This window comes from Gilliamella sp. G0441 (genome assembly GCF_050589305.1).
Lineage (GTDB): Bacteria > Pseudomonadota > Gammaproteobacteria > Enterobacterales > Orbaceae > Gilliamella.
In genome coordinates this window covers 1-15,884 of record NZ_JBNRJF010000004.1, presented here as the reverse complement: position 1 = coordinate 15,884, position 15,884 = coordinate 1, and the positions used below count along the sequence as shown (strand labels likewise).

The following is a 15,884-nucleotide window of genomic DNA, read 5'->3' as shown; positions in this document are numbered from 1 at the left end:
ATTTGATACTAACTGTTCATAATATTTCTTAATATTTTCGTAATATTTACAAATATGAATAATGTAAAAAAGTGTTAGTTAGCCTACTTGTTTAGCTAAATATCTGATAATATTTACGAAGATAAGTGATTAGGGAGTAAGAAATGATTTATGAACTAGTACCCAACGAATTGCATAATGAATTAGATAATTTTCTTAAAAGTTTAGAAAAAATTACTCAACAAAACATTGAAATTTGTCCATTTTGTGAAAACAATGATTTTTATACAATTCGTTCAACCCCAACTGTTACCTACCGTTGTAAGGCATGTAATAAATATTGTACTGCAGCGACTAATACTCCTTTCAATCGGTTAACACCATTTAACTGGCTAGAAATGATATTTGCTTATCGTATTGAAAATAAAAGTTATCAATATATTGCCAACAAACTAAATTGCTCTCTTGAGAAAGTGATACGACGAGATCATGCCATCGTTTCTTATTTAGAAACAAATTATAATTCTTTATACCAATGGTATACGGACAATAAACAAGCCAAAATTCCAACAACATTGGCAGAACAACATAAAATGATGAACACTAAAATCATTGAACTTCTTAATGAACAAAAACCTATTTGTATACATTGTGGTTCAACAGATACAACTAAAATCGGAACACGCACATGTTATCGATGTAAACGTTGCCGACACAGCTTTAATATTTTAAGCGATACTCAATTAAATAAACTTCCTAGATCAGATCTCTGGTTAGAATTTATTGATTTACTTGTTTCTGGTGAAAATAACCTTCAAATTGAAAAAAAGATGAATTTTAGCAGTAATACGGTTAGACGTTGGCGTTCTGCATGGTGTGACATGATGAAAAACTGGGATTGTAATGCATTAGCAATTTGGTGTAGCCGTCACTAATACTAGGCGTAGCTTAAATATTAAAGATAAAGCCATTAAATTCTCAAATTCTTTTTAATAAATAGGCGACTATTAGCCTATTTATTGTCATGCTGAATTTTATTCGTTCTTACCAAGCTCATCATATTCTCGACAAAGAACAATCGTATCTTCTATTAATCGCCTAGCTATAGTCCCATATTCAGGAATTTTAGGTAGTTGGCTGTAATGATACCAAGCTGCCTCGACCAATTCGTTCTTATCAATCTGGATATCTCCGCTATCATAATCAGCTAAATAAGCCATCATGAGTGAGTTAGGGAACGGCCAAGGTTGTGATCCTACATAGCGAATATTTTTGATTTTGATCTTTGACTCTTCAAACACTTCACGCTCAACAGCATTTTCCATTGTCTCGCCAATTTCAGTAAATCCAGCTAGCACAGTGAATAAATTATCCTTATTGTGACGTGCATGTTTAGCCAATAAAATTTTGTTTTTATTCCGAATTGCAACAATAATAGACGGAGATATTTGAGGATAATAACGTTCATTACAGTTGTCACACAAACAACACCACTCTGTATGACTGATATGCATATTATGTCCACAATAGCCACAATACTTATGTGAACGATAGAACTCGGATAATTGTACTGCCCGTCCAGCCATATAAAATAATGACGGATCATCTCTATTCAGAAGGCATTTAATAGAACTCATTGATGAGTTCATTTCTTTGCAAATTAGCCAAGCCATTTGTCCATTCCATTCACCGATTGGTTGAGCAATCTCATGACTAAAACCTAGTTCGTTCGCTTGTCCGAATGGCAGTTTACCATTCGGTAACCATAGACGCCCATTTTGACTAACAAACCAATATCCCTTTTCATTTCCTGTTAAATGTAATTGTTGCTCTATATTCATAATAAATTAATATCCAAACAGATAGAAAAAAGGAGGATTTTACTCCTCCTTTCTATTTCTCATTATTTCTTTTTCTTTTCGTGAAGACCTTTTTTCTCTAATTCCCAATAGATAACACGTTGCTGCGCAATCGTAAATAAATTACTGACAATATAGTATAAAACTAGGCCAGATGGGAACCATAAGAAGAATACCGTAAAGATTAATGGCATATAGGTCATCAATTTTTGTTGTAATGGGTCTGTGACAGGTGTTGGTGACATCTTCTGAATTAAGAACATGGTTCCACCCATTAGTAACGGTAAAATATAATATGGGTCTTGTGCTGATAAGTCATGAATCCATAATATAAATGGTGCATGACGTAATTCAACAGTATTCCCTAACATATAGAATAGAGACAAGAAAATTGGCATTTGAATCAATAGCGGTAAGCAACCCCCTAATGGGTTTACTTTTTCTTGCTTATAAAGTGCCATGGTTTCAATGCTCATTTTTTGTCTATCATCACCATAACGCTCTTTTAACGCTTGTAAACGAGGTTGCAACAATTTCATTTTAGCCATTGAACGATATTGCGCGCGTGTTAATGGGAATAAAATACCACGAACAATAAAGGTAATGGCAATAATTGCAATACCCCAGTTGCTAACAAAACTTTGAATAAATTTTAAGAGATAAAACAATGGTTGCGATAAAAACCACAGCCAACCATAATCCACAATCAAATCAAGATGTTTTGCAGTCTGTTTTAATTCGCTTTGAATTTCAGGCCCTAACCACAATTTTGCATTAATTGTTTGGGTACTTTTTGCCTGCACTGTCGTTGATTCACCTTTAAAACCAATGGTTGCTTGTGAATTATTCGCTGTAGCACGGGAATAAAATAAATTATTTTGATCCTGTGTTGGAATCCAAGCTGATGCAAAGTAGTGTTGCAACATTGCAATCCAACCTGTTTTTGTTTCGACTGATAACGCTTTGTCTTTGATATCATCGAAACTGTATTTGCTATAATTTGTATCAGCACTAGAATAAGCTGTACCACGGAAAGCACTTAGCCCTAATCCACCACCGCCTTCCGTCACGGCATCATGTGGTAACTCTATAGTCTGTTTCAATTGCCCATACATCGCTATTTCAACAGGCATTGTACTTTGGTTATCAATCTTATACTCAACATCAATTGCATAACTACCACGGTGCAATACATAATATTTGGTATATTTTACGCCATTAGTCTGATAACTGAATGGTACTCGTAATTCATCTTGCCCATCGGCTAACGTATATTCTGTCTGTGCAGTTTGATAAACAGGGCGTTTACCATTTTGCATCACATTATCAGGGCCATCTTTACCCGTTAAACCACTTTCAGCAATATAGACAAAATCAGGGCGAGAGTTTAACAATTGGAAAGGGGTATTTGAATGGAGTGTCTGCTCATATTTTAATAATTGAGCTGCTTGAACATCACCACCATAAGTGTTAATAGTCAGTGAAAGAACATCAGATTTGATAGTAATGCTCTTACCAAGCATTGAGCTATTATTAGAATCATCACCACTTACTTGTTGTGCCATTTGATTAGCGATAGGCGGTTTAGGAGCATGATCCTCTTCCCAAGCCTTCCAGATAAAAAACGATACAAAAAGTAAAGCAATGACTAAGATATTACGTTGAGATCCCATTAGTGTTTTTCTCTATTGTTTTTAATATTAGGAGGAACAAGATCTTCTCCTCCCTCATGTAAAGGGTGACATTTTAATACACGTTTCACTGTTAGCCAACCTCCTTTTATTAATCCAAAGCGTCTTAGCGCAATTATTGCATACTGAGAACACGTTGGGGTAAAGCGACATTTTGGACCAAATAAAGGACTAATAACTTTTTGATAAACGCGAATCATTAAGACAAAAACATTTATTATCAATAATTTACAAGCCATTACATGCTGTTTTATAATCAATAAAATTTTGTTCAAACCTGATGTTTGCCTACAATTTTTTGGCATAGTTTATCTAATGTTGCTAAAAGTTGTTGATTATCTAATTCTACAACAGGTTGCTTTGCCATTAAAATAAAATCAATATTCGGTAATTGATGTTGGTGATGACGGAAGTACTCTTTAGCAAGTCTTTTGATGCGATTGCGTTCATGAGCTCGCTTTACCTGTTTTTTGGCTATAGCAAACCCAAGACGTGGATGTGATAATTTATTTTTTCGAGAAATTAGCGTAAGAAAAGGCGATCCAGCTCTTATGGATTCCTGAAAAACATAATTGAAATCAAAGGGAGTTAACAAGCGCAACTCCCGAGGAAAAGTGAGTTTAGTCACCCAACTTTAAATTAGCTAGAAACAGTTAAACGAGCACGGCCTTTAGCACGACGGCGAGCAAGAACTTGACGACCGTTTTTAGTAGCCATACGAGCACGGAAACCGTGAGTTCTGTTGCGTTTTAATACTGATGGTTGAAATGTGCGTTTCATGACGATTTATATCCAAATCTAATTTATCAACAAGTTGTAGAGTATAAACTCCACAGCATTAATTAAAGAGGTCGGAATTATAGAGGCTATTTTATTTTTCGTCAATGGAATTTTAATAGATAAATGAGATAAAATCCCCCCAAATTGCGCTACCTTTATAACCATAATATATACAATGAACTTTTCATATTCATAAAATTAATCATTAAATGTAAGCACACGCTTGCTTTTTTCACCGCCTACTTCACGGGCTAATTTAGGGACTAAATAACCCGATATCTGTTCAGCTAGCTGCTTCATTAATTGTTTAGCTTGTTTGTCTTCCACTAAAAAATGAGCCGCACCCTGAACTTTATCTAACAAATGAATATAATAAGGTAGAATACCATTATCAAACAGTTTATTACTCAATTGAGCTAAAGTATTCACATTATCATTAATATTTTTTAATAATACACTTTGATTAAGAACCGTCACATTATGTTGTTTTAATTGGTTAACGGCATGTGACACATCGTCATCAATTTCGTTAGGATGATTGATATGCGTGACAACAACAATTTGTAAACGACTTTTGGCAAAAAGTTGACAAAGTTTAGCGGTAATACGAGAAGGAATCACTACCGCTAAACGGGTATGAATGCGTAGCCGTTTAACATGCTTAATTTTTTCTAATTCACTCATTAGATAATCCAATTCATGGTCTTTAGCCATTAACGGATCACCGCCAGATAATATGATTTCATCAAGCTCTGGATGATTCGCAATATAATCTAATGCAACAGTAAGATTTTTCTTATTACCCTGATTTTCATGATAAGGAAAATGTCGCCTAAAACAGTAACGACAATTAATCGCACATGCCGTTTTAGTCATTAATAAGGCTCGATTGTAATATTTATGCAATAATCCAGGAATAGTGTTATCTTGTTCCTGCAACGGATCTGCGCTAAATCCATCGACATTGATCATTTCATTATCATTACAAAGTACTTGCATTAGCAATGGATCATGATAATCACCCTTCTTCATTCGATGAATAAAAGCCATAGGAACTCGAAGCGGAAACTGTTTTTTCGCTTGTTTCATTGATAGAGAGATCGTATCTGGATCTAAATCTAAATAACAATAAAGTTGTTTGATATCGGTCACAACATTAGCAAGATCAAAAATCCAGTCATCTTTATTTGGTAGTTCAACTTTTTGCTGTATAATATGGCTCATTTTTGTAATTCAGAATGATAGTTGGAGCTTTTATGGCATCTTATAGTACTAATGAGTTTAAAGCCGGTCTTAAAATAATGCAAGATGGTGAGCCGTGCGTAATTGTTGAAAACGAATTTTATAAACCCGGAAAAGGGCAAGCAATTAACCGTGTAAAAATTAAAAAATTACTTTCTGGTAAAACCGTTGATAAAACGTTCAAATCGGGTGAATCTGTTGAAGCAGCCGATGTTGTCGATATGAACTTAACTTATTTATATACCGATGGTGAATTTTGGCACTTCATGAATAACGATACATTTGAACAATTATCTGCTGATGCCAAAGCGGTTGGCGACAATGCCAAATGGTTAGTCGATCAAGCTGAATGTATTTTAACGTTATGGAACGGTCAACCTATCGCAGTAACTCCACCTAACTTTGTTGAACTTGAAGTTATCGAAACTGATCCAGGTTTAAAAGGTGATACAGCAGGAACAGGCGGTAAACCAGCAACATTATCAACTGGTGCGGTTGTCCGTGTACCACTGTTTGTACAAATTGGTGAAGTTCTTAAAGTTGATACACGTTCAGGCGAATACGTTTCACGTGTTAAATAAAATAAGTTAATTTAACATTAACTATTTTAACCGATATAGTCAGGCAAAAATGCTTGGCTATATTGCTTAAATATCCTAAAAAGTATGCATCTTAATACTTATAGACAATCGAATTTCATAATCACATCCTAGATTTTGACATAACCAACCCATTCAGTAATTTTTTGTTAGTCGTATTGTAAATTTTTCATTAACAAAAAAATTGATTTACCCAAATTATTTACAAACTTATTTTGGGGTTATTACTATTTTTTTCGATAACGGCGATAAACTATTTAGCGCCAATATAATTTAATTGTCGCCATGATTCATAAACTACCACCGCAACTGAGTTTGATAAATTCATACTCCGACTATTGGCTAACATAGGAATGCGAATTTTATGGTCTTGTGGAATAGCATCAAGTATTGTTGTTGGTAAGCCCCGTGTTTCGGGGCCAAACATTAAAAAATCGCCATTTTTATAGCTGACTTCGCTATGTGGCTTTTGCCCTTTTGTGGTTAACGCATAAATTTGTGTGGTTAAATCAAGTCGATTTGTCTCTAAAAAATGATGAATATTCTTATAACGTTTAACATCGACAAACTCTTGATAATCAAGCCCTGCTCGTCTAAGTTTTTTATCATCCCAAAAGAATCCCATTGGTTCAATAATATGTAAATTAAAGCCCGTATTCGCACAAAGGCGTATAATATTACCAGTATTAGCAGGAATTTCAGGTTCGAATAAAACAATATTTAATGGAGCATTAGACACAACAATTCTCTTCTATTTTTTATTTTGGATAGGCAATACTATCACAATTCTCAGTCCGCCTAAGGGACTTTTCTCTGCTTTAACAGTTCCATGATCTCGCATAATAGCATTAGACACAATCGCCAAACCTAAGCCGGTTCCACCTGATTCACGATCTCGGGCTTCACTGGTACGATAAAATGGTCTAAAGATTTGTTCTAATTCACTATCTGGAACACCTAATCCATCATCATCAATGGTAATCGTCAGGTGTTTTTGGTGAGCGACAAAATCAACCTCAATTCTATGATTGGAGTAACGGAAAGCATTACGTATCACATTTTCAAGCGCACTACATAACGCTGTTGGATAACATAAAATAGTATAGTTAGTTGGAGGATGCAATATTACAAAATCTTTTCCAATCTGTTCAGCTTCAAATGTTGCATTATCAAGCACTTGTTTAAATAGTATATTAACACTATATAAATCACGAATTTCGTTGTTATCATACTGATGTCTAGCCAATGACAATAGATCCCCTATCATAGCATCTAATTTTAAGGCTTCATTATTAATACGAGTGACTTCCGTACTTTCCCCCTGCTTACGACGCAATAATGATGCAGCAAGCTGTAAACGTGTTAATGGTGTACGTAATTCATGAGAAATATCGGAAAATAAACGTTGCTGAGACTCTTGCATTCGTTTCAATTCCCGTAACATATGATTAAAACTCGCACCCGTTGCTTTATACTCAGTAGAACCTACTTTTTCAAGATCTGGCCACTCTTGTAAATTACCTTTAGCAACCTGATCGGCGGCACGTTTCAAGCCTCGTGCTGGTCTTGCAATACTCCAAGATAGCCAAAGCAAAAATGGCGAGCTAATTAGCATTGTTAACGCTAATAACAAAAAAGGATGATCAAAAATCAAGCTGACAAATTGTGATTGTATATCCGACGCAGGCTGTAAAACATACAATTTATATTCTTCTTTAGCATAATTAACAAGAAACGGGCCAATAATTTCTTGGGAACCATAAATCTTTTTGGCGGGATCTTTAATATTGTGGGATTTTTCACTAAAATTTTTAACTAAATCAACGTTTTTAGTGTCTGCGGTTATAATTTGTTCATTGGGTGTCAATATAAATAAATATTGACTGGATTTTTGATGGCTGTCCATGACAACAATAAAACGCATCCACCAACGAAAACTGTTCTTAGGTACATTAGTTAACTCTTTTTCGAGCTGACTAGCCAAAATATTGCCGACTTGTTTCTGTTGATTTGACAAATAGGTCAAATTTCGAGAATCAAGACTCGGCAATATGATAATTAGCATCAAAAAAAATGCTATAGTCAGTAAGAATATAGTGAAAATTCTGATAGTTAAACGATCAAAAATCCACATATGTTCTTACCTTATTTAGAAAAAAAAATCTAATTTTGTAACAGATCATCATTCTGATCTACAACGAATAGATAGCCCTTAGAACGCAATGTTTTAATCCACGGTAAGCCATCACTACGTGGTGGAAGCTTCTTACGTAAATTAGAAACATGCACGTCAATCGAACGAGCCAGAGGAATAAATTCCTTACCTAGCACTGTTTCACTCAAGGTATCCCGTGAGATTATTTTCCCAGCATTTTCAAGAAGTTTTAATAATATTTGAAATTCGGTGCCTGTTAATTCAATATACTTATCATCGAAAGAAACAGATTGTTGCTTCCGATTGACAGTAAGTTTATCAATCGTATATTGAAGTGACTTCTCGCCAAAGCCACCAACTAAATTATCCCAACGTTTTCGACGTAAAAGAGCATTGATTCTTGCAACAAGCTCCCTGTCATTGAATGGTTTCAAGATATAATCATCTGCACCCAGTTCAAGTCCAATAATTTTGTCAAATTCATTGTCTTTAGCTGTTAAAAAAATGACGGGAACCGTATATTTATTTCTAAGTTGAGATAATACACTTAATCCATTCATTTCAGGCATCATAATATCAAGTAAAATAAGATCAATGGTATTATCAAACTTTTCTAAAGCCTGGACTCCATTGTTAGCTGTTACAACTTCAAATCCTTCTAATTCTAATAATTCACACAACAACGAGGCTATTTCTGGATCATCATCAACTACAAGTAATTTGTTCATTACAACCCTCTTAATCCTATTGATTCATAATATTTATAATTTATATTTTAGATTTGTCCTATTATTGATACAGCTTTGTTTTCTCCCTTATATTTATTATATATGCAAAAAGTGCTAACAATATACAAAATTCTTAGTAATTTTATACTTTAAATATCTTTACATTTAAATAACCCTGTTCCATAAGATATAAAGCCTGCAATTTACTCATTACACCACGAGCACAATACAGTAAATATTGCTTAGATTGATCTAAATCAGCAAATTGTGTAGCTAACTTATAAAAGGGAATATGTTTAACTTCTACATCACTTAATTCAAGCGGCTCATCTTCTTGTTCATCAGGTGAGCGGATATCAATCACCACATGCTCATTATTAAGTTTTGTAACCGTTTCTATTTGTGTAATTGTTGTATCAGCTTGTTTAGCGATTTCACGAATATCGATATTTTCGGCTTCTTCAACCGCTTTATCCAAAATTGAAAAATCAAAATTGAGCTCTTCTGCTTCAATTTTTTCTTTTACTGCCTTAACGGTTGGGCTTTTCGAAATCACACCACAAAATTCTGGCATGGTTTTAGCGATATCTTCTGTTCCAATTTGGCGAGCAAGATTAATAATGGTTTCTTTATCATGCGTAATGAGTGGACGTAACACTAAAGTATCACTGACATTATCGATTAAGCGTAAATTGGTCAATGTCTGACTTGAAACCTGACCTAAAGCCTCACCAGTCACCAATGCTTCGACCTTATAGCGCTGAGCAATTTTTGACGCGGCTCGAATCATCATTCGTTTAAGAATAACCCCCATTTGACCGTCATCCACCTTTTCAAGAATCTCACCCACCACGTCGGCAAAATCAATAGCAATAAAACGAACTTTATGCGAACTACCAAAACGCTCCCATAAATAGTGTGCCATTTGTTTGACACCAATTTCGTGTGTTTTACCACCAAGATTAAAAAAGCAATAATGAACACGACAGCCACGTCTAATGAGCATATAACTCGATACGCCTGAATCAAAACCGCCCGAAATTAGCGAGATAACATCTTCTTGTGTGCCTGTAGGGAATCCACCTATACCATCATAACGTCCTTTAACAAGTAACAATTTATCTTTATCGATTTCTAAATTAACAGTGACGTCAGGGCGAGTTAATTTCACTTTGGAAGAAGCCACAAATTGATTAAGTCCTCCACCGACATAACGCTCAACATCAATTGAGGTAAAATCATGTTTTCCTCGACGCTTAACTCGCACACAAAATGTTTTATTTTCAATCAGAGGAGCATAATAATTTAATGCTTTTTCGTATATGTCATGAATATCCACATAAGGGAGTTCATCCACCGCTAAAACATGGTGAATACCGGGAATACGGATCAATAAATCGAGAATTTGCGCTTCACTATTGGCAACTTTTGGACGGACTTCAATAAAATCCCAATGACGAATAACTGCGACTTCTTCAATATGACGTTTTAAAATATTTCGAATATTACTGGTTAATATTTTTATAAAACGTAAACGAACAGATTCACTTTTAATGGTAATTTCAGGAAAGAGCTTAACAATAAATTTCATAAAACAACGATACTATAATAAAAATGGCGACATTATACTGATTTTTACCTGAGAAACATACAATTGATTACGATAAATACAGAAAATAAGAAAATATACTTGCTTGTTTGTCACACTTTCGCTAATATTTCGCATCTATAAATTTTTGTTGTATAACACACATCAAATTGACAGGTTAAAATGTACGGACTTCTAATAGCAGTTTATTTAATTATCGCCATAGCAATAATTATTTTAGTATTGGTACAGCGAGGAAAAGGCGCTGAAATGGGCTCGTCTTTTGGAGCAGGTGCTTCTGCGACATTATTTGGCTCTTCAGGTAGTGGTAATTTTTTAACGCGATCAACAACAATTTTAGGGGTGCTGTTTTTTGTTATCAGTATCGTTCTGTCAAATATGGTTGGTCATAGTGAGTTCAGAAAAATCGAAGTCAATGAATCAACTCCTGTAACAACACAACAAAATTCGGTTGAACAAACAAAACCGACGAATGTCAATCCGACATCGGATATTCCAGAATAAAAACGGCGCCGTGGTGGTGAAATTGGTAGACACGCTATCTTGAGGGGGTAGTGCTCTAAGGGCATGCGGGTTCAAGTCCCGCCCACGGCACCAATTCAATAATCAGCAACATTCTTCAAAATCCTTTAAAAACACATCAAAATCAGCATAAATAAGGCTTAAAGCCTATTTTTACTGCTAAACTTACCCTTAAAATTATTCACATCTAAATATAATCTTTATCTTATTGTTATCAAATTGATTTATATAAAAACTAATCAATGAGTTATATTCTAAGACGATCTTAATATTCCAAAGAACGATTAAATAACTATCAAGATAGTGATAGCGAATAAACAAAAACTAAAAAATCATTTCAATTCGTGATTTTGCAAAAAATCAGGGGATGTGTAGCAAGATTAAAGTTATTTAAATTACCCCTCCCCCCTTCTTGGCTTGAAGAATTTAAGGGCACGGTAAAAGTAGCATAAAACAAAATGAAACAGTAAATCTTTATATTAACGAAGTGCCAAAAACAAGATTGATTGTGTTGCTCGAGGATTCAATAGTTTATAAACACCTTGCTAATAGTAATCTCTTTAAGTTCTTTGCAACGTCTATATTTTAAAACTGAAGCGGAATATAGTCGCTACTAAATAGTTATCACATACTTTAATTTTATTTTAAATCAAATAATTGAATTTGATTATAGAATTTAGCATATTAATAATGCGATGGACAAAACCCGCAAAATACTGTATATTAAAACAGTATTATTTTCCTTTTGCTTGTTGAGTTAACATAACTTATAATTATTAGAGTTAACAAAACAAGTTGTTAACAAATTTACAACCAAAGAGGTTTTATACTATGTTTAATGCAGCAAAAGTCGCTCAAATGTCTATGTATTTTATAGATAAAGAGGGTGGTCGAATGGCTCATTTAAAGCTAATAAAACTTTTATATTTATCAGATAGAGAATCATTGAACTTATATGGCTATCCAATTAGTGAAGATAAAATGTTTTCAATGCCTCATGGACCAGTATTGTCCCAAACATTAGATTTAATTAATGGTAAAATTGACGATTCTACATGGCAAAAAAGTATCTCTGATAAAAAAGATAATGAAATATCTTTAATACCTCAAAAGATAGACAGAGAAACTTTTGACGAGCTAAGTGATGCTGATTTAGAAATTCTCGAAAGCACTTATAAGCGTTTTGGAAACATGAGCGGGTTTGAGCTAAGAGATTTTACACATGAATTTTGTAAAGAGTGGAAGGATCCTCAGGGGGGAGCTATAAAAATAAGTTACAAAGATGTTTTTTTAGCACTCGGCAAAACAGAAGAACAAGCTACATCTTTATCTAATTCTCTTCTTGAAATTAACGAACTTGATGGTGTGATGGCTGCCTTGAAATGAGTTTTTATCCTGCAAAAAAAGGAACTATTTTAATTCCGTCGGGCAGAACTGATCATCTAAGTATTATTTGTTGTGACCCCGTTTATTATCCAAGAACATTAACTGACAGTGTATTAATTGTTAATGTTTCAACAGTTACAGACAAAAATCATGTAGATAAAACATGTATTTTAAAGGCTGGAGATCATGAATTTATACGTCATGATAGCTTTATTTTCTATCAAAAAGCAGATATATATTCAGTCGATAATCTCATAAAAAATGTGAATGATGGAAGTTTTGTTTGTCATAAACCATGTAATGATGATACTTTTAATAGAATCCTATTAGGATTTGAAACTTCTAAATTTGTCATTTATAAAGTAAAACAATTTTATTTAAAACACTGCAAATAAAATCCCCTCTTTTCGTTAGTATTCACTACCTCAAAATTGACTTTATGACTATAAACACAGTGCTATAATGTAGCTAACTGAATATTATAATATTATTTGCATCTAGACTGATCCCCGAACATCCGCAACCCTAGCGAACTGTCTCAATTGTCTATTAAGAACGTGAGGGATGAATGGCATTACCTGAACCGTTATATTATAGTTTATCTGAAGCTATAGATATAATTAATAAGAAAGAGCAAACAGATCTTAATGAAGACTATCTTTTATAAATGGATCGATTAATTAAGAACACTATGCGCACGTGTATACGTCTTAAAATTCATTGCATGGGATTGAATTTAAAAAGCAGGTTTCTTGAGTCCATAAAAAGAGAAAATAAGGAATTTAAGGGAATAATAATAAAGAACCCATAGCGAGAATAAAACCAATACCACTAATCAGTGGTATTAAGTTAAAAGACTATTTCTTTTTTGATTTAGCTAGCTTTTCACGACAAGCATCCTTGACCCATGCACTAAAGTTACTATTTTCTTGTAATATTTGTCTTTCGATTAGTTCAAGTAAATCGTCTTCGAAACGGATTATTTTAGATGTACTTTTGGAACGATCAAAACTTCTTTTTTTATTTTCTTCTTGCATTGGTTTATACCATTATGTTAGATTATTAGTTAATGGTTTATACCATACTAAAGGTAAGACCATCAAAAAGCAATGCCTCGAAGTGCTACCAACACTATCGAAGCATCTAACCACAAACATTATACGGAGTAATGCTATGGCTAATAGTAATGATACCCTATACCCTGAAAACGGGCAACTTGACCTGTCTAATTTACTTTCTGTCTTAAATCTTTATAAGGCGGATTTTCCTGTCGAACATTTATCACGAGTAGAGAGCCATTTTGAAGAACTGCAACAATCGATTTTAGGTGGAATCGGTGCGATTGGTAATTTGATGTTCTGGGCTTGTGAAAATGAAGATTATACCGAGCAAAGCTTTAAAAATGATATGCGTGACATAGGTTATTTGTTCATACAATTAAGGGATTTGGCTTGTTTCGCTACCAATCAAAGAAATCGACTCAATACCAAACTTAGCAATAAGGAAGGTAAATAATATGTTGAACTCAAATCATAAAATATCAATCAATCATAATATTAAATTGTTTATATTTTATAACTTGTCACTTGCACAGGTAGTCAAAACGCTGGTGTTCACAGCCCCTAAGCAGGTAAAAGTAATACGGTTATCGGCACAATGGACGCTTTAGAAAAAGCAAGATCATGCATATATTGAGTATGTCCAAAACACAGGGCCTAATAAGCCCCTTTTACTAAACAGCTTTGGCACATCATTAGATTAGGCTATAAATGAAAACTTAAAGGCTTATATTAAAAAACGTAATAATACTGGGATGGGGACAAATTTACAAATAAATTGAGACATGAATAAAGACTGCCAACCAAAAGCAGAAGAACAAGGTTAGTTACTAAAATCTTTATATTAATTAGTTGACAACGGATTTACTTATTAAGTTGTATATTAATATTTAAACTAATATACTATTTTTATATTGTTTATGAGGAGTGCCAAGTGAGAATTTGTTGTTATTGTTTATTATTGTCTTTATTTCTCACAAGTTGCGATTTATCTCCTCAGCCTTTTGATCGATTTGTAGCTTTTGAATCATCTCCCCCTATGTTTGCTCCTGTTTCACGTTATATGAAACAACAAATAATAAAAACCGAAGTCAATGGAGAATTAGAAAGCATACAAGTTTTTAAGTATACAAAGTCAGGGGATGTCCTATTAGCAAATGGTAAATATATAAAAAGTAAAGCATTGGGAATTTCTTTTGAATATGATTATAAAAACAGCAAATTTAAACTTTACAGTAATTTATTTAGAGTAAACATAACTGATGGAAACTTTATTAGAAATCATACTAACCAAATTACTGAATATATTGGCTATAATGATCGTCAAATTTTTGAAAATGACTCACAATATAAATCGATAAATAATTATCAAGATAGAAAATTGATTCAAACTTTTATAGAAGTTGGTAAGATAAAAAATGAAATAAACATTAGCTGGGAAAATGATTTACCTATAAGGAGTAAATCCTTAATGTATAACTCCGATGAATTAAGGACAATCAATATAATAGACTATTTGTACAATGAAAAAAGACAAATAGAAAAGATGACAATGACATTAGTTTTGGGTAATAAAAAAATAGTTGGCTCAGAAACTTATTTTTATGATTATAATAAATATGGAGACTGGATTAAATCCACTACAATCAGAAAAAATCAAGGCTCAGATAACAAGGTGATAACAGTAAGAGAAATAAAATACTGGTAAATAATGTTTATTTTTTCATACGACTATTTTTTATTTAGTAAACACCTAAGGTGAACACTTTTTACAAAATTTAATTTTTATGGGGGATAAGGTAAAAGTTTACAACTTTTCAAATGAAAACATTATCCCCATAAATACATCTTTATACCGTCAAAATTTCAAAAACAACTTTTAACCTTATTATTGCTTAACCTGATATTTTTGTTTGATGTTGGTTAGCTCGTCTTGTGTTGTGGCATTGAATGCTTCGATCATCCATTTTGGCCAACCTTGACCGTTGATAATTTTCCGTTTGAATTTGTCTTCTTGGTCGGTTGGGTAGATGCTTCGGCTGGGGTCGGCTAATTTATCAAATATCATATAATTATTGACCCAACCCCAGATTAAATGACTGCCTACCCCATTTCTGATTGGGTCGAACATGATATGGTCTATGGTTTGATTGGTACCGGGTTTGCACACCATTAAAATATCGCTAACTAGTGAGTAAGGCGAATAGTTATGAATGGCAACACCGTGTAAATCTGCCCAATCATACTCTTTTATTCGGCGTTTATTGGGGTGTAAA

General features: G+C 33.6%; 19 protein-coding genes and 1 tRNA gene. 8 read left to right on the top strand and 12 right to left on the bottom strand.

Annotation, left to right across the window (positions count from 1 at the left end; genetic code table 11):
- Positions 1–143: 143 nt before the first annotated feature.
- Positions 144–914, top strand: a complete 771-nt coding sequence (locus ACKJXD_RS04810) for a transposase (RefSeq protein ID WP_430875687.1) — start codon at positions 144–146, stop codon at positions 912–914.
- A gap of 99 nt (positions 915–1,013) precedes the next feature.
- On the opposite strand, the gene nudC is transcribed toward ACKJXD_RS04810, so the two are convergent.
- The 6 genes from nudC to epmB form a co-directional block, all read right to left on the bottom strand.
- The gene (nudC, locus tag ACKJXD_RS04805) at positions 1,014–1,820 is read right to left on the bottom strand and encodes an NAD(+) diphosphatase (RefSeq protein ID WP_430875686.1); all 807 of its coding nucleotides are present in this window, start codon (positions 1,818–1,820) and stop codon (positions 1,014–1,016) included.
- Positions 1,821–1,882: 62 nt separating this feature from the next.
- Entirely contained in the window at positions 1,883–3,511 is a 1,629-nt protein-coding gene (gene yidC / locus ACKJXD_RS04800) for a membrane protein insertase YidC (protein ID WP_430875685.1), read from the bottom strand.
- Positions 3,511–3,768, bottom strand: coding sequence for a membrane protein insertion efficiency factor YidD (gene yidD / locus ACKJXD_RS04795; RefSeq protein WP_220217269.1), 258 nt, complete (start codon positions 3,766–3,768; stop codon positions 3,511–3,513). Before yidD ends, yidC begins: the two co-directional genes overlap by 1 nt.
- Positions 3,769–3,800: 32 nt before the next feature.
- Entirely contained in the window at positions 3,801–4,157 is a 357-nt protein-coding gene (gene rnpA / locus ACKJXD_RS04790; protein WP_255556813.1) for a ribonuclease P protein component, read from the bottom strand.
- Between the two features lie 11 nt (positions 4,158–4,168).
- Positions 4,169–4,309: a 50S ribosomal protein L34 gene (rpmH, locus tag ACKJXD_RS04785; RefSeq protein WP_039105005.1), complete on the bottom strand. Its 141-nt coding sequence runs from the start codon at positions 4,307–4,309 to the stop codon at positions 4,169–4,171.
- 198 nt (positions 4,310–4,507) lie between these two features.
- Positions 4,508–5,533, bottom strand: coding sequence for an EF-P beta-lysylation protein EpmB (gene epmB, locus ACKJXD_RS04780; RefSeq protein ID WP_430875684.1), 1,026 nt, complete (start codon positions 5,531–5,533; stop codon positions 4,508–4,510).
- A gap of 32 nt (positions 5,534–5,565) precedes the next feature.
- On the opposite strand from epmB, the gene efp reads away from it, so the two are divergent.
- Complete coding sequence (efp, locus tag ACKJXD_RS04775) at positions 5,566–6,132, top strand: elongation factor P (RefSeq protein WP_034882790.1); 567 nt, start codon at positions 5,566–5,568, stop codon at positions 6,130–6,132.
- A gap of 271 nt (positions 6,133–6,403) precedes the next feature.
- Here the strand turns inward: efp and trmL are convergent, their stop codons facing one another.
- The 4 genes from trmL to thiI form a co-directional block, all read right to left on the bottom strand.
- The gene (gene trmL, locus ACKJXD_RS04770) at positions 6,404–6,889 is read right to left on the bottom strand and encodes a tRNA (uridine(34)/cytosine(34)/5-carboxymethylaminomethyluridine(34)-2'-O)-methyltransferase TrmL (RefSeq protein ID WP_220216556.1); all 486 of its coding nucleotides are present in this window, start codon (positions 6,887–6,889) and stop codon (positions 6,404–6,406) included.
- A 12-nt stretch (positions 6,890–6,901) separates the two neighbouring features.
- On the bottom strand, positions 6,902–8,284 hold the full coding sequence (cpxA, locus tag ACKJXD_RS04765; protein ID WP_220216555.1) for an envelope stress sensor histidine kinase CpxA: 1,383 nt from the start codon (positions 8,282–8,284) through the stop codon (positions 6,902–6,904).
- A 29-nt stretch (positions 8,285–8,313) separates the two neighbouring features.
- Entirely contained in the window at positions 8,314–9,033 is a 720-nt protein-coding gene (locus ACKJXD_RS04760) for a response regulator (RefSeq protein WP_220216554.1), read from the bottom strand.
- 142 nt (positions 9,034–9,175) lie between these two features.
- The gene (thiI, locus tag ACKJXD_RS04755; protein WP_220216553.1) at positions 9,176–10,624 is read right to left on the bottom strand and encodes a tRNA uracil 4-sulfurtransferase ThiI; all 1,449 of its coding nucleotides are present in this window, start codon (positions 10,622–10,624) and stop codon (positions 9,176–9,178) included.
- A 180-nt stretch (positions 10,625–10,804) separates the two neighbouring features.
- Here thiI and secG point away from each other — a divergent pair, with 180 nt between their 5' ends.
- From secG to ACKJXD_RS04735, 4 genes are all read left to right on the top strand, one after another.
- On the top strand, positions 10,805–11,146 hold the full coding sequence (secG, locus tag ACKJXD_RS04750) for a preprotein translocase subunit SecG (RefSeq protein WP_220216552.1): 342 nt from the start codon (positions 10,805–10,807) through the stop codon (positions 11,144–11,146).
- Positions 11,147–11,153: 7 nt separating this feature from the next.
- Positions 11,154–11,239 (top strand) — tRNA-Leu (locus tag ACKJXD_RS04745).
- Positions 11,240–11,995: 756 nt separating this feature from the next.
- Positions 11,996–12,550 carry a Panacea domain-containing protein gene (locus ACKJXD_RS04740; protein ID WP_220216551.1) on the top strand — a complete coding sequence of 185 codons (555 nt, stop codon included), beginning with the start codon at positions 11,996–11,998 and terminating at the stop codon, positions 12,548–12,550.
- Positions 12,547–12,945 (top strand): hypothetical protein, encoded by a 399-nt coding sequence (locus tag ACKJXD_RS04735; RefSeq protein WP_220216550.1) that lies wholly within the window; start codon positions 12,547–12,549, stop codon positions 12,943–12,945. Before ACKJXD_RS04740 ends, ACKJXD_RS04735 begins: the two co-directional genes overlap by 4 nt.
- A gap of 462 nt (positions 12,946–13,407) precedes the next feature.
- On the opposite strand, the gene ACKJXD_RS04730 is transcribed toward ACKJXD_RS04735, so the two are convergent.
- Positions 13,408–13,587, bottom strand: coding sequence for a YlcI/YnfO family protein (locus tag ACKJXD_RS04730; protein WP_065558933.1), 180 nt, complete (start codon positions 13,585–13,587; stop codon positions 13,408–13,410).
- Positions 13,588–13,723: 136 nt separating this feature from the next.
- Here ACKJXD_RS04730 and ACKJXD_RS04725 point away from each other — a divergent pair, with 136 nt between their 5' ends.
- Positions 13,724–14,065: a hypothetical protein gene (locus ACKJXD_RS04725; RefSeq protein ID WP_430875683.1), complete on the top strand. Its 342-nt coding sequence runs from the start codon at positions 13,724–13,726 to the stop codon at positions 14,063–14,065.
- 477 nt (positions 14,066–14,542) lie between these two features.
- The gene (locus tag ACKJXD_RS04720; protein ID WP_430875682.1) at positions 14,543–15,316 is read left to right on the top strand and encodes a hypothetical protein; all 774 of its coding nucleotides are present in this window, start codon (positions 14,543–14,545) and stop codon (positions 15,314–15,316) included.
- 180 nt (positions 15,317–15,496) lie between these two features.
- On the opposite strand, the gene ACKJXD_RS04715 is transcribed toward ACKJXD_RS04720, so the two are convergent.
- On the bottom strand, positions 15,497–15,884 hold a 388-nt coding region (locus ACKJXD_RS04715), incomplete at its 5' end, for a DUF6708 domain-containing protein (protein ID WP_430875681.1).

What these genes read in the sequence shown, in the direction of transcription:
- ACKJXD_RS04810 (WP_430875687.1), top strand. Translation starts at nt 144, where the DNA reads ATGATTTATGAACTAGTACCCAACGAATTGCATAATGAATTAGATAAT.
- nudC (WP_430875686.1), bottom strand. Translation starts at nt 1,820, where the DNA reads ATGAATATAGAGCAACAATTACATTTAACAGGAAATGAAAAGGGATAT.
- yidC (WP_430875685.1), bottom strand. Translation starts at nt 3,511, where the DNA reads ATGGGATCTCAACGTAATATCTTAGTCATTGCTTTACTTTTTGTATCG.
- yidD (WP_220217269.1), bottom strand. Translation starts at nt 3,768, where the DNA reads ATGGCTTGTAAATTATTGATAATAAATGTTTTTGTCTTAATGATTCGC.
- rpmH (WP_039105005.1), bottom strand. Translation starts at nt 4,309, where the DNA reads ATGAAACGCACATTTCAACCATCAGTATTAAAACGCAACAGAACTCAC.
- epmB (WP_430875684.1), bottom strand. Translation starts at nt 5,533, where the DNA reads ATGAGCCATATTATACAGCAAAAAGTTGAACTACCAAATAAAGATGAC.
- efp (WP_034882790.1), top strand. Translation starts at nt 5,566, where the DNA reads ATGGCATCTTATAGTACTAATGAGTTTAAAGCCGGTCTTAAAATAATG.
- cpxA (WP_220216555.1), bottom strand. Translation starts at nt 8,284, where the DNA reads ATGTGGATTTTTGATCGTTTAACTATCAGAATTTTCACTATATTCTTA.
- ACKJXD_RS04760 (WP_220216554.1), bottom strand. Translation starts at nt 9,033, where the DNA reads ATGAACAAATTACTTGTAGTTGATGATGATCCAGAAATAGCCTCGTTG.
- thiI (WP_220216553.1), bottom strand. Translation starts at nt 10,624, where the DNA reads ATGAAATTTATTGTTAAGCTCTTTCCTGAAATTACCATTAAAAGTGAA.
- secG (WP_220216552.1), top strand. Translation starts at nt 10,805, where the DNA reads ATGTACGGACTTCTAATAGCAGTTTATTTAATTATCGCCATAGCAATA.
- ACKJXD_RS04740 (WP_220216551.1), top strand. Translation starts at nt 11,996, where the DNA reads ATGTTTAATGCAGCAAAAGTCGCTCAAATGTCTATGTATTTTATAGAT.
- ACKJXD_RS04735 (WP_220216550.1), top strand. Translation starts at nt 12,547, where the DNA reads ATGAGTTTTTATCCTGCAAAAAAAGGAACTATTTTAATTCCGTCGGGC.
- ACKJXD_RS04730 (WP_065558933.1), bottom strand. Translation starts at nt 13,587, where the DNA reads ATGCAAGAAGAAAATAAAAAAAGAAGTTTTGATCGTTCCAAAAGTACA.
- ACKJXD_RS04725 (WP_430875683.1), top strand. Translation starts at nt 13,724, where the DNA reads ATGGCTAATAGTAATGATACCCTATACCCTGAAAACGGGCAACTTGAC.